The organism is Ruegeria sp. BHSA162 (assembly GCF_059613385.1).
On the sequence record NZ_JBXWSK010000092.1, the window covers coordinates 1 to 12622 of the forward strand.

Annotated in this window: 14 protein-coding genes; 6 read left to right on the plus strand and 8 right to left on the minus strand. The window is 54.2% G+C overall.

All coding sequences use genetic code 11. The features are described 5' to 3' along the window. Window positions 1-96: 96 nt before the first annotated feature. The 6 genes from AC2FM5_RS17345 to AC2FM5_RS17370 are packed head-to-tail and all read right to left on the minus strand — an operon-like array spanning window position 97 to window position 5108. Window positions 97-1401 (minus strand): TRAP transporter large permease, encoded by a 1305-nt coding sequence (locus AC2FM5_RS17345; RefSeq protein WP_170339327.1) that lies wholly within the window; start codon window positions 1399-1401, stop codon window positions 97-99. Further along, a complete protein-coding gene (locus tag AC2FM5_RS17350; RefSeq protein WP_170363803.1) occupies window positions 1398-1949 on the minus strand; it encodes a TRAP transporter small permease subunit in 552 nt (183 codons plus the stop codon). Before AC2FM5_RS17350 ends, AC2FM5_RS17345 begins: the two co-directional genes overlap by 4 nt. A gap of 30 nt (window positions 1950-1979) precedes the next feature. Continuing rightward, window positions 1980-3053: a C4-dicarboxylate TRAP transporter substrate-binding protein gene (locus AC2FM5_RS17355; RefSeq protein WP_170524424.1), complete on the minus strand. Its 1074-nt coding sequence runs from the start codon at window positions 3051-3053 to the stop codon at window positions 1980-1982. Between the two features lie 34 nt (window positions 3054-3087). Then, window positions 3088-3543, minus strand: coding sequence for an OsmC family protein (locus AC2FM5_RS17360; RefSeq protein WP_170339947.1), 456 nt, complete (start codon window positions 3541-3543; stop codon window positions 3088-3090). An 18-nt stretch (window positions 3544-3561) separates the two neighbouring features. Then, window positions 3562-4227, minus strand: a complete 666-nt coding sequence (locus tag AC2FM5_RS17365; RefSeq protein WP_170363805.1) for a malonic semialdehyde reductase — start codon at window positions 4225-4227, stop codon at window positions 3562-3564. Further along, complete coding sequence (locus AC2FM5_RS17370) at window positions 4224-5108, minus strand: fumarylacetoacetate hydrolase family protein (RefSeq protein WP_170363806.1); 885 nt, start codon at window positions 5106-5108, stop codon at window positions 4224-4226. The genes AC2FM5_RS17365 and AC2FM5_RS17370 overlap by 4 nt, the downstream gene beginning before the upstream one ends. An 84-nt stretch (window positions 5109-5192) precedes the next feature. Between AC2FM5_RS17370 and AC2FM5_RS17375 the strand changes: the two genes are divergently transcribed. From AC2FM5_RS17375 to yghX, 5 genes are all read left to right on the plus strand, one after another. Then, a complete protein-coding gene (locus tag AC2FM5_RS17375) occupies window positions 5193-5579 on the plus strand; it encodes a YciI family protein (RefSeq protein WP_170363807.1) in 387 nt (128 codons plus the stop codon). Window positions 5580-5621: 42 nt separating this feature from the next. Further along, window positions 5622-6287 carry a GntR family transcriptional regulator gene (locus AC2FM5_RS17380; protein ID WP_170371440.1) on the plus strand — a complete coding sequence of 222 codons (666 nt, stop codon included), beginning with the start codon at window positions 5622-5624 and terminating at the stop codon, window positions 6285-6287. A gap of 1 nt (window position 6288) precedes the next feature. After that, on the plus strand, window positions 6289-7587 hold the full coding sequence (locus tag AC2FM5_RS17385) for a malonyl-CoA decarboxylase (protein WP_496737073.1): 1299 nt from the start codon (window positions 6289-6291) through the stop codon (window positions 7585-7587). Continuing rightward, window positions 7584-9107 carry a malonate--CoA ligase gene (locus tag AC2FM5_RS17390; RefSeq protein WP_496737075.1) on the plus strand — a complete coding sequence of 508 codons (1524 nt, stop codon included), beginning with the start codon at window positions 7584-7586 and terminating at the stop codon, window positions 9105-9107. Before AC2FM5_RS17385 ends, AC2FM5_RS17390 begins: the two co-directional genes overlap by 4 nt. An 89-nt stretch (window positions 9108-9196) precedes the next feature. Then, window positions 9197-10087 carry a YghX family hydrolase gene (gene yghX / locus AC2FM5_RS17395; protein ID WP_496737077.1) on the plus strand — a complete coding sequence of 297 codons (891 nt, stop codon included), beginning with the start codon at window positions 9197-9199 and terminating at the stop codon, window positions 10085-10087. Between the two features lie 597 nt (window positions 10088-10684). Here the strand turns inward: yghX and AC2FM5_RS17400 are convergent. Both AC2FM5_RS17400 and AC2FM5_RS17405 read right to left on the minus strand, forming a co-directional pair. After that, window positions 10685-11173, minus strand: coding sequence for a CHAP domain-containing protein (locus tag AC2FM5_RS17400; RefSeq protein WP_496737082.1), 489 nt, complete (start codon window positions 11171-11173; stop codon window positions 10685-10687). A gap of 345 nt (window positions 11174-11518) precedes the next feature. Continuing rightward, on the minus strand, window positions 11519-12022 hold the full coding sequence (locus AC2FM5_RS17405; RefSeq protein ID WP_170404075.1) for a hypothetical protein: 504 nt from the start codon (window positions 12020-12022) through the stop codon (window positions 11519-11521). A gap of 225 nt (window positions 12023-12247) precedes the next feature. Between AC2FM5_RS17405 and AC2FM5_RS17410 the strand changes: the two genes are divergently transcribed. Continuing rightward, window positions 12248-12598: a hypothetical protein gene (locus AC2FM5_RS17410; protein WP_496737079.1), complete on the plus strand. Its 351-nt coding sequence runs from the start codon at window positions 12248-12250 to the stop codon at window positions 12596-12598. Window positions 12599-12622 lie beyond the last annotated feature (24 nt).

Consider the following 12622-nt stretch of genomic DNA (forward strand, 5'->3'; position numbering starts at 1 on the left):
ATGATCTCGCGCATTCGTGGATCGGAGTCTTTGGACAGATACCCCATGAAGACGTCAGTGATATTGTCTTTGGTGACAGAGCGCATCTTGGCCTCCTTAAATCAGGGCAAGGCTGAGGATCGGGAACTCGATCAGAATGAACAGAACGATCAGCATCACGAACGCAAAGGGAAGTGCGCCCATGAACACGTCTTTGAGTGATATGCGGTCGTCGTTGATCGTGGATTTTATGACAAAGCAGGATATGCCCAAAGGCGGTGTCAAAAGCCCGATTTCGGCTCCGACCACGGTGATAATGCCGAACCAGATCAGCGACATATCCAGCGCCTCGGCCATAGGTAGGAACAACGGAACAACGATAAGAATGATCGACGCCGTGTCGAGCAGCGTTCCCAGGAACAGCATCAGAAGAACATAAAGCAGCATGATCGACCAAAAGGACGCGGAATTCCCTGCAAGCAAGTCCTGAAGTTGATTGGGCAACCCCGCCAGTCCCAGCATTCGACTGTATATTGAAGCCGCCGTAATCAGGAACAGGATCGCCGCCGTGATGTGCCCGGTTTCCAGCAACGCGTCCCAGAATGCGCGCGGAGACATAGACTTGCGGGCAACCGCGATGATTAGCGCGACAAAAGCTCCGGCGGCTCCTGCTTCTACTGCCGTCAACCAACCCGTGTAGATACCACCAAGCACGATGGTAATGATGAACAGTGTCGGCAGTGTCTTGGAGGCGATCTCGCGTCCTGACATCCACTCGGTGTCTTCAACAACACGACCACCGACGAAAGCTGGGGTGAAGCGCCCCATGACCCAAATCGCGCCGACATAAGCGATTGCCAGCATAATCCCTGGAATGACCCCCGCCAGGAACATGTCACCAACGGATTGTTCGGCCACGAAGGAATAGATGATCAGCATTGCCGACGGCGGGATGATCATCCCCAAGACCGAAGACCCAGCTACAACCCCAACCGCAAAACGTGGATTATATGCCTGCGCCATCATCTGCGGGACCGAGACTTTGGTGAACACTGATGCGGACGCAATGGACGACCCGGTAACGGCCGCAAACACGGCATTTGCTCCGACGGTCGCCATTCCGATACCGCCTTTGACCTTGCGAAATCGCATGGTCATGACCTCGTAAATATCCCTGCCTAGTCCCGCTTTTGAAACGATGAGCCCCATAAAGGTAAACAAAGGGATTGTCGCGAAACTATACTCCATCGCGCTATCGCCAACCGCCACTTTCAACAGGTTGAGCGCAAGCGTGAAGTTGTCCCGCATCAGCCAGATCGACACGAACGAGACCACGCCCAGAGCGATAGGAATGTAAACGCCCGCGTAAATCAGAAAGACGATGGCGATGACCGAGATCAGGCCAATCTCGATCGGGGTCATTCTGCAGCCTCGTCATGCTCTGGGGTGCGGACAAGTTGCGGGCGGTCCTGCGCCGTGACGACCTTGAGCAGGAAGATCACGCAGGCAAGCGCAGTACCGCACGCGATGACCAGTTTGACCGGCCACCAAGGCAATGTGAAAAGACCGGGCACTCCGAAGTAGTCCTGTGTTTCCCACATGTGAAGAAATTCTGGAAAGGTTACATAAGCGATCAAGGCCATGAAGATTGCCGAAATGGCGTTGATGATGCGCCTCAGGTTGGCTGTCAGACCGGGGCGACGATGGTGTAGCAGGTTCAAAAACCCGTCCGAGCGCGTCAATCGATCCACTCTGACAACGTCGGCCAGCTGCAGGAACACGATCATCACGACCGAGAATTGCACCATCTCGTAGGTTCCGCGCAGTGGGGCCGAAAAAAGGCCCCGCGCAATGACGTCAACATTCAGAATGACCACCAACGCCAGGACGACAAGCGTACCCAATGCGTTGGCGGCGATTGCAAGCGAATTGGCGACCCGCGACAAGCCAGCAACTGCGGTCTTCAGCATGAAAGGCCCCTTTCGTGGATCGCCAGCCAGTTATTTGGCCGTCCAGTCACGAACTCCGGTGAAACCCGCGTCCTGCAGCTTCCCGAGGTAAGCGGCCAAAATCGCGTCGCCTTGTTCTCCGTTTTCATTCAGGGTGGCTGCCCATTCCTGTGCAACATTTGGCATAGCGTTGGCCCAAGCCGCTCGTTCTTCGTCCGAAACTTCGACAATCGTTCCGCCGGCTTCGGTATAGGCATCCCTTGAGGCCGCGGCGCGGTCCATAGCGATACCGGCCACATGATCACGGTAGTCGATGGCGACGGCCTTTAGAACGTCTTTGACTTCATCCGGCAACTTTGCCCAATAGTCAGAATTCACAGTTATCGTCTTGGAATTCACCGCACCCAGGTCAGCTTTGAGCATGTAAGGGGCTACTTCGGCGATCTTGAATGTTTTGGCAGCCTCGGGCCAAAGCATCGCACAATCGACCAGGCCAGTTTGAAGCATATTGTAGAAGTCGGTCAGGCCACCACGTACTCCGGCCGCGTCTTTAATGCCTTCAAGATATCTGAGGTTCAGTCCAGCTCCGGCTACTTTTCGGCCTTCCAAATCTGAAACAGCCGAAACCGGCTCTGTACAGAAAACCTGATAGGTATCGAGCACCACACCTGTTGCCAGATAAACCTGGTTCTGCGCGGCAAACTCATTTTGCATCGCCGGGAACTCACGCGCGATTTCATCCACGGCTTTGGCCACAGCACGGGCGTCGGATGCAACGAAGGGCGTCGACCCCGAGATACCCTGGCTGGGCAGCTTGGACGAATGGAAGATGGTTGTGACGATGCCAATGTCGCCCAAACCCAACTGTACGCCTTCCAAAACACCTTTGGGTTTTACAATAGAACCGCCATAGTTCTCCTGCCAGTTCATCTTGTAATTGCCGGACTCGGCCAACCGCTTATCCACTTCTGGAATAAAGAAGTTGGTGAATTCCTTCACCCATAAGGCCCGATCTGGGTACCCATCAATCACAACAGCTGATATGGTCTCTTCTGCCGCGAGGGGCATCGCCATGACGCTTGCCACAGCAGCCGCAACAAGGCTGCGTTTGGTCCAGTTTTTCATTTCTCTCCTCCCAGAAAGTCGGATCTGTTGACTTTTAGCTGCTTGTTTTGACCCAGTTGACGGTCAGGTCAGTGCCTGCCGCTTCGAACAGCTTTGCGATGGCACAGTATTTGGCCGTTTCCTCACCCACGCGTGTCAGCTCCTCCTGACTGGCGGGCGTTTCACAATTCACAGTGAGTTCAATTTCCGGAAACGGAACATCGATCTCTTCTTCCATTAGGACACCACGGCGATCCAACCTGCATTTCGCGTCTATCGTCACTGTGCCAAGATCAACTCCCAAACGGTGCGCATTCTTGTGCCCGATGACGTTGGTGCAGGCGATCAGCGCTGCCATTGCGGTTTCGGTCGGAGACGGGCCAAGATTTGTTCCGCCCCGTTCGACCGGTTCGTCTACGACAACATCTAAATCACGAATGGGAATCTCGGTCCGCGCGTGCGTCGGGCATTGAGCTGTCGTGCGGTACGTGACGACAGGTTTCACTTTCATGGCCACTGGGTCACCTCCTCATGCATAAGAGCAAACCTTTTCGAATGGGAAGCGAGGCAGCTTGTGAAACAGTCCCGTTTCATCTGCGTAGCCCAGATTGCACAAAAAGTTCGACTTGAGCGTTGTTCCTGCAAAGAACTCCTCGTCGACGATCTTGTTCGAAAAGCCGGACATCGCGCCGACATCCAACCCGACAGCTCGGGCGGCGATCATGAAATAAGCGCCCTGAAGCGTTCCGTTGCGAAAAGCTGTATCGGCCACATATTCGGGATTGTTCTCAAACAATGGCCGTCGGTCTTCGTGCGGGAAAAGAAAAGGCAATTCCCTCCAGAAGTCCATGTCATAGGCAATGATCGCCGTGACCGGCGCATCCATCATTTTTGGCACGTTCTTCGGCTTCAACGATTTGGCAAGCCGCTCTTTTCCTTCGGCACTTTTCACGAAAACGAAGCGGGCGGGCAGCGTATTCATGCTGGTCGCGCCGTTGATCGTGATGTCGTAAATCTCTTCGAGCAGATCGTCAGAAACCGGCTGGTCGGTCCAGGCATAGTGAGACCTGGACTCGCGAAGGATCAAGGCAATTGCATCTTCGGACAATCGCGGAATGCGCTGGCGCAGATCACGATGATCTTGCTGCGCCTTGGCGCGAAGTGCTTCCAGCTCTGCCCCGGTTGGTGCGGTCATGCTGCGGCGACCTTTGACTTGGCGTCTTTTTCGTCAATCACTGGGCTGGCGCAAACTCCAATGCCTTCAATCTCGACCTCGACGGTTTCGCCGGGCTTCAACCAACGGGGATTGGGCTTTTTGGCGTGTCCCACACCAGGTGGCGTGCCCAGAGCAATCAGATCCCCCGGCTCCAGAGTAGTATATTCCGAGATCGTCGCAATTACCTGCCGGACACCCCAGATCATATTGGCCGTGTTCGAACTTTGCAGGATTTCATCGCCCACACGGCTTTCGATCTTCAGACCTGATGCTCCTTCGGGCAGCTCATCCGGCGTCACGGTGAAAGGACCGATCGCGCCCGTGTCATCAAAGTTTTTGCCGGGCGTCCACTGAACGGTTTTGCGCTGATAGTCCCGCAGCGAACCATCGTTGAATACAGTGTAGCCAAAGACATAATCCAGCGCGTCCTGCTCCGAGATATGGCGGCCGCGTTTTCCAACGATCAGCATAAGCTCGGCTTCGTAGTCGAGTTTTTCCGAACACGCAGGCCGCACCATGGGTTGGCCCGCCGCCATGATCGAATTCTTACCGCGCATGAACAGCGTTGGATATTCGGGGATGTCGTAGCCGCCCTCTTTGATGTGATCCGTATAGTTCAAACCCATGCAAATGATTGTGCCGGGTGACGCCACGGGCAACGCCGGTGTGACTGAGGATAACGGCACAGCTTCCGCCGAGATGATTTTTTCAGCCAGCGAGTCGGCCAGACCTGGCTGGCCAATCAAACCCATCAAATCGGAACCGACGGCAGGGTCCAAAGCCGTTAGATTCACTGCGTTTTCACCGTTCACGGCAAAAACCGCTGTGCCTTCCGAAGTCTCTCCCACCAGGTATTTCATTGTCACCTTCCATGTTAGCTTGCTTGATTTTTGCCGACTATTTTGCAATATGTCAAATAATATCGATATTTTTGGAGGCCGCGAATGGTTGCTTGGGCAGACTACAAATCAGATGCGAAAAGCCGCGGTGCGCTTGCGTTGGAGCTTTACGTCGCGCTGAGCACGCCAGCCAAAGCGCCCGAAGATGTAAAAGCTTCACTGCCAGATCACCTGGCGTATCAGGCGCAGCTTGAACATTCGGGGCAGTTGGCTTTTGCAGGCCCCATGTCGGATGAAACCGGCGAGCATATGCAAGGGATTGGCCTCATCATCTATAGGGCCGACAGTCTCGAAGCCGCCCGAAAGCTGGCAGAAGATGACCCGATGCACAAAAGCGGTGCACGCAGCTTTGTACTTCGGCGATGGCTGATAAACGAGGGCTCGCTGAACATCTCAATCGGGCTATCGACTGGAACGAGCACGCTCAGCTAAGAGCTCCCAGCAGACTGCACCACGTAGAAGGGAATGCCAGACATGGAAGCCATGCTTGATACCGAGGTTAAAGAGACATCCGCCACTCATGGTGCGTATCGAAAGCTGCGCGAAATGATCCTGACTGGCGAGCTGCCGCCCGGCCAAAAGCTCAAGATCGAACAGCTCCGTGGGCTCCTTGAGACCGGCGCAAGCCCGGTTCGCGAAGCTCTAAGCCTTTTGACATCGGATATGTTGGTGGAACGAATTGACCAGCGCGGATTCAGGGCTGCACCAGTAAGCAAATGCAACTTCGAGGAAATCCTTATGTTGCGATGCGGTCTTGAAGAAACCGCGTTGCGCAAGTCCATCGCCAATGCAGACTCAGCCTGGGAAGACAGGCTTGTTTTGCGGCACCACCATATGAAAAAGGCGAGCCAAAAAGGGGAACACGACTTTGAAGACGCACACAAGGCGTTTCACATGGCCTTGTTGGACAATGCGAGGCTTCCTTTACTCTTGCGGTATTGCTCGCAGCTCTACGACCTGAACATCCGCTATCGATATCTGGCGGCTGGCGGGTCGAGTTACAAAAAGCGCGATATCAACGCAGAGCATCAGGAAATACTGGACGCAGCACTGGATCGCGATGCAGATAGCGCAACGCGGCATTTGATCGATCATTACCGTCGAACCGGTGAGTATCTGAGCAGTCAGATGGAGTCGTGAAATGCAGCGGAACTGGTTTCTGGGCGATTTGCTTGATCAGCTGTTCGACCGCCCCGGCAAAAAGCGGGGCAAGGATGACAAGCGATCCATATCAGAGCTATGTGAAGCACTCTTGTCTGCGGAAGGTGAAGTGTCAGGTTTCGCACTCGCATCAACGATACTGGATCGATACCAGACCTTGGACGACCCGGAAAAACTGGTCTTCTTCGCTTATTTGAATGACCAGCTTGAGTTAGACGCGGATCAACTGTCTGAGACGGCGCGTCGTTATGCCGAGTGTAGAAGTGTCGATCTTTATAAAAGGCTTAGCGAGGCGGCTGAACCCAAACGGCAAGAATTGCTGCGCCGTCTGAATCAACCGTCCGGCGCGACGCAAGAGCTTGTGGCAATGCGCGTTGACCTGCTGCGTTATCTCAAATCCAACCCCGAACTCAAGCGCACAGATGTAGATTTCGTGCATTTACTGCGAAGCTGGTTCAACCGGGGTTTTCTGGTCCTCAAACAAATCAGTTGGGATACACCAGCCCGCGTTCTGGACAAGATCGTCGCGTATGAGGCCGTCCATCAGATTCATGATCTGGACGACTTGCGGCGCCGGCTTTTCCCACCCGACCGTCGCTGTTTTGCATTTTTTCATCCCTCAATGCCGGATGAGCCGCTGATTTTTGTCGAAGTTGCTTTGACGACTGAGATTCCGAACGCGATTGATGTGCTTTTGTTCGAAGGTCGAGAACCGATCGAACCAGAACAGGCCAAAATCGCCGCATTCTACTCAATTTCAAACTGCCAGAGGGGTTTAACGGGTATCAGCTTTGGAAACCTGCTGATCAAACAGGTTGTGACCGAACTTTCGCGAGAGCTTCCGGGCCTCGACACATTTGTGACCTTGTCTCCGATACCCGGTATGAACCGGTGGTTAGCTGGCGAAACAGGACATCCCGAGCATGGCCATGCTGCCGAAGCCGTACTTGCGGGAACAGCCCCTCCGCAGGACGTGCGGGCGATGGCCGCCCGATACCTGTTACAAGCCAAGCGCGAGGATGGGATGCCGCTGGACCCTGTGGCCCGCTTTCACCTGGGCAATGGCGCCGAGCTTCACGAACTGCATGCCGGGGCCGATCCGTCACAGAACGGACGATCCCAATCAGGCGGCGCTATGGTCAATTACCTCTACGACTTGAAAAAGACTGAACGTCACCACGAAGAATTTGTGACGCACGCCACAATCGAAACCTCGCGTTCCGTGCGCGCGGCTTCAACCGCAGTACTTGCGGCCAGACCAGAGGAAAATCCAGCGTGACTAACACACTTTATGACAGCTTGTTTGCCCACCACGTGGGAAACGAGGCTCCGTTCCTGCTACTCGATGACGGAAAGGTAGTGTCATATGACGCGTTTCTGAAACGCGCTGCGCAGATCGCGCATGTTTTGCAGAACAGCGGAGTTTCTCCTGGCGACCGCATCGTTGTGCAGGCCCCAAAGTTGGCCGATACGATTGCACTCTATGCCGCTTCGGTTCAGACAGGTGCTGTCTATTTGCCGCTAAACACTGCTTACACAATGGCAGAATTGGACTACTTCGCATCTGACGCCCTGCCTGCGGTGATCGTCTGCGACGACAAAGACGAAGCTGAGATCAAAAAATTGGCGGATCAGTATGGCGCAAGGCTGCTTACCCTTGGCGGTGAAAAATCAAGCTTAAGCCGCCAAGCTGACACGCAGCCGCGCGAGTTTGAAACCGTTGATCGCGCCCCGGACGACCTTGCGGCTTTGCTTTATACGTCGGGAACCACGGGTCGCTCTAAGGGCGCAATGTTGAGCCACCAGAACCTTTTGACCAATGCACAAGCTCTCGCGAATTTGTGGGGTATCACAAAAAACGATCGCTTGGTTCACGCGTTGCCGATCTTTCACACGCACGGGCTTTTTGTGGCGATGAACACGTCACTAGTCGCCGGGTCCGAAGTTCGGCTCATGGAAAAATTCGACATTGGAATGATCTTGGAGGAATTACCGCATTCAACCCTTCTAATGGGTGTCCCCACTTTTTACACTCGATTGCTGGCGGATGACGGTTTCACCAAAGAGACTGCGGGGAACATGCGGCTGTTCGTGTCGGGCTCTGCCCCATTGCTGGCCGAAACCCATCAGGCGTTCGAAGCGCGCACAGGCCACCGCATCCTGGAGCGCTACGGTATGACCGAGACAAACATGAACACCTCGAACCCTTATACTGGCGAACGTCGCGCAGGAACTGTTGGCATGGCATTGCCCGGCATCGAGGTGATCGTCACTGATCCTGAAACCGGTGAGCAACTGCCCAGAGGGGCGGTTGGAATGATCGAGATACGCGGCCCTAATGTTTTCCAAGGCTATTGGCAGATGCCCGAAAAAACCGCTGCAGAACTTCGCGAGAATGGGTTCTTTATCACCGGGGATCTGGGCAAATACAGCGAGGATGGCTACCTGTCGATTGTAGGTCGTTCAAAAGACCTCATCATTACTGGCGGTTACAACGTCTACCCCAAGGAAATCGAAGACGTTTTAAACGACATCGATGGCGTACTGGAGTCCGCAGTCTTTGGCGTCCCTGACAACGACTTCGGGGAAGAGATCATTGCCGCTCTGGTTGCTGAGCCAGGCGTAGAACTCGACACGGATCAGATTGCATCAATCATCAGGGAAAGGCTGTCGCGCTTCAAACATCCGCGTCGCTACGAACTCGTCCAAGAGTTGCCACGAAACACCATGGGAAAAGTCCAAAAGAACGTTCTGCGCGATCAGCACACGAAGAAGGAACCCGCTACGGCAATATCTTAGCCGACCTGCCTAGAACTTCGAACAAACCATAACCCTTTGAACTGATAGTATCCCACGGATTGAATCGCCACCTCATCAGGAGATTGACCATGCCTCGCATGACAGCAAAAGACTTCGATCAGGAACTGCTGGATCTGTACGACTATTATGCGCACGGAAAGATCACCAAACGCCAATTTCTGGACCGCGCCGGAAAATTCGCGGTTGGCGGCTTAACGGCTGCCGCGTTATTGAACATGCTCAGCCCGAACTATGCGCTGGCACAGCAGGTGTCGTTCAACGATCCCGATATCCACGCAGACTACATAACCTACCCCTCTCCGAACGGAACGGGTGATGTCCGAGGCTACCTTGTTCGTCCCGCTGGTGTGGAAGAACCCCTGCCCGGGGTGCTCGTGATACACGAAAACCGCGGTCTGAATCCCTACATCGAAGATGTGGCGCGACGCTTGGCGAAAGCAGGCTTTATGGCACTGGCTCCTGACGGCCTAACGTCGGTTGGCGGATACCCCGGCAACGACGCAGATGGGCGCGAGTTGCAGAAGACAGTCGACCGGGTCGAGCTGATGAATGACTTCTTCAATGGCTTCGAATACCTGTTGAACCGGGAAGACTGTACTGGGAAAGTTGGCGCTGTAGGTTTCTGCTATGGCGGTGGTGTGGTCAGCGCAATTGCCGTGGCCTACCCCGAATTGGCAGCCGGCGTGCCATTCTACGGCCGCCAGCCGGCCGCTGAGGATGTGGCTAGAATTCAGGCACCGCTACTGATTCAGATGGGAGAGCTTGATGAACGCATCAACGCAGGTTGGCCGGAATTCGAAGCTGCGCTGCAATCCAACAATAAGGTTTACGAGGCCTACATCTACGAGAATGCCAACCACGGCTTTCATAACGACAGTACGCCTCGGTATGACGAGGAAATGGCAAACTTGGCCTGGGACCGCACCATTGATTGGTTTGACACCTACCTAAAGTCCTGAACTGAGTTCGCGGAATGGCGAAGCGACGGCAAAAAATCTGTCGTCGCTTCGGTGTTCAAAAACTTCGAGAAAGCGTCATCAAACAAACTCAAAGCATTCTCGGCCAGCCCCAAATAGCTGCCTTTTTGCTGCACCAAGCTCGCGCCATTCGCCGAGGGTAGCGTTGCATGTCAGCTTCAAGGTGTCTCGATTGGTAAGAGATTGCTAAAGGTTGAAGTGATTTTAGAGGGCGGAGTGAACGGCCGCGAGTTTTTGCAATTTTGCATCCGACTTACTGGCTGCATAGTATGACGCGAACGGTCGTTTTGGTCCGGAATGCGGAACTTTCGGATCGCAATCTCGCTGCGTTCTGCCTGAACGTCCGCATTTTCCTCTGTCATGCAGCGGGTGATTTTCGGCGATGCGGTGGGTAATCTTGCTGCAAGCGCTCGCTGCGTAAATTCTTCACTTCCACGGAGGGCTCGATGCGGTCACTCGCTCTACCGCCACAATTATCCGATTTGCGGACTTTTTCCGTCACTGGCCCGCGTGAACTACTGAGCCGCTTGTGACCCATCCGTCGGATACGCACAGTGTGCGGTTCACAATTGAATTAAGTTATTCCCCAACATTGGGATAAATGAACCCGTTCACCGGGTAGAAGCTGCCATACCGGCCCGGATGACTTTCAACTCGGACCAATGTCCAATCATTGTTTTTGGATACATCCTTGACGCCCATCTTCAATGATACCTTGTTGCGGTGCCAGTTGGCGTGGTTCACGATGACTTCTGTGTCAGTGACGACATCGGATACGACAGCCACGTGACCAAGCGGCATCCCTCGGGTTGCTCGAAATGACATGACCGCACCAACAACCGGTTCATTGCCTCGCTCAAAAGTATTGCGCGCCTTGCCCCACCAGTCCTTGGCGTTTCCGCGAATTTCGATACCGCTGAGGTTACGTGCGTAGGGTACGCACCATACCCTTTGCCCTCGAGCTTGTTTTTGAGAGACCTCGCGCAACGCCATGGCCTGACGTTCTGGATCGAGATCCGCGCCGCTTGGGGCCTGAGCGCAGGCAGAAACAAGAGCAAAAAGCCCCATCGCAAACGCAGCGCGAGCAGTACCGTGCAGGCACGGCCGTTTCGTATTCGCTTTGCTGTCGCTGTTCTTCAAGACATTACATTGACGGTTTGAGGGGTCGGATAGTTTTAAGGCGATCTAATGGGTAATGAAAAGAGCCCAGCCGGATCCCCGGCAGAAATTTGCCAGTTGATATTCATCCTCGAAAGGACAAGCGCGAAACTTTGCAAAGTCAACTTTCTGCGCACAGCCGCCGTCGGTCGATCGCGCAGCATCGGTCACTTGGGGCTCACATCCTCTGTTCGCTGCGTCTTCACTGAGTGACTACTTTGCGGACGAAGTGGCTAGCCTCGGACAACTTCTGAATTAGCCCGAAACATCCATCGAGTAGAAATAGGTCGCACAAATAGTCTGGTCATCAACGCTTGTAGGCGCTGCCGCACCCGTAAACATCGCGATGCCGAGATAGTCGAACCCAGAACTTTCTTCGTTCCAGGCCGCCATAAATGTGATTGGCTGGTCTCCACAAAGCGTGTTTCCCTGACGCAACGGTCCGACGTCACCTGATACCCGGAATACCTGAGCAATAGGCACGTCACCAGACACGCCCCAATTACCTGAACTCTTGGCGTCATGAACCTCGAGATCAAGAGAAGCGCCGGTCTCGAAGACTATCCGCTTGGTAGACAAGATTACTGGCCCGGTAATCGCCATTGCCGTTTCGCTGGAAGGATTGAAGGCCTTGGAATCCTCAAAGAGCGGTTGGGAAGATGCAGCACCCCCCATTACCCCCATAGTTATTTGCAGCATCAGGTTCGATCGACGCATTTGATTCTCCATTGTGCGAAGCGGGCTGACAACCTTAAACATGCTTTTGCTTTGTCGTCGAATGCAGCCGAGAGACCAAGCCAATCGTTGTCTATGCTGAGCACGCGATCAAGGTCTGAGGAGGACTCGAACCTGACGTTCGTCTGAAAATCGTGAGCGTACGCGTGTGAGAATTTGCAAACCCATTGCAAGAGAAATGAGAGTTCGAAGACAAACCCAATGACATGAGCCTCCGGCTGTAACAAGATGGTGGCAGAGGTGTACGTTATGGCGGATGTTTTCGACCGCATTGCAGATTGGTTGCAGAAGCTGGCCTTTTTTGATGCCGACCTTGGCGGGCTAGTCGAGCAGCTAAGTCACAGGCTGATCGATGGTGGCGCGCCGGTTTCGCGTGTTTCCTTGGGCCGCCTGATGATGCACCCTGTAATTGGATTGCTCGACGCAACATGGGATGCTTCCAACCATCGAATTGAATGGACTGTTCTTCCACGAAGCTCGGTGACAACTGATCTCTTCGACAAAGCACCCTTCGGGGTGCTGTCAGACGAATTCGAACCAGTCTCAGTTTGCCGCGGAAACCGCGAACCTATCCGGAACAAAGCTGACGCCACTCGCTAAGAGCGGCGGCGCGGGTCAGCTTGA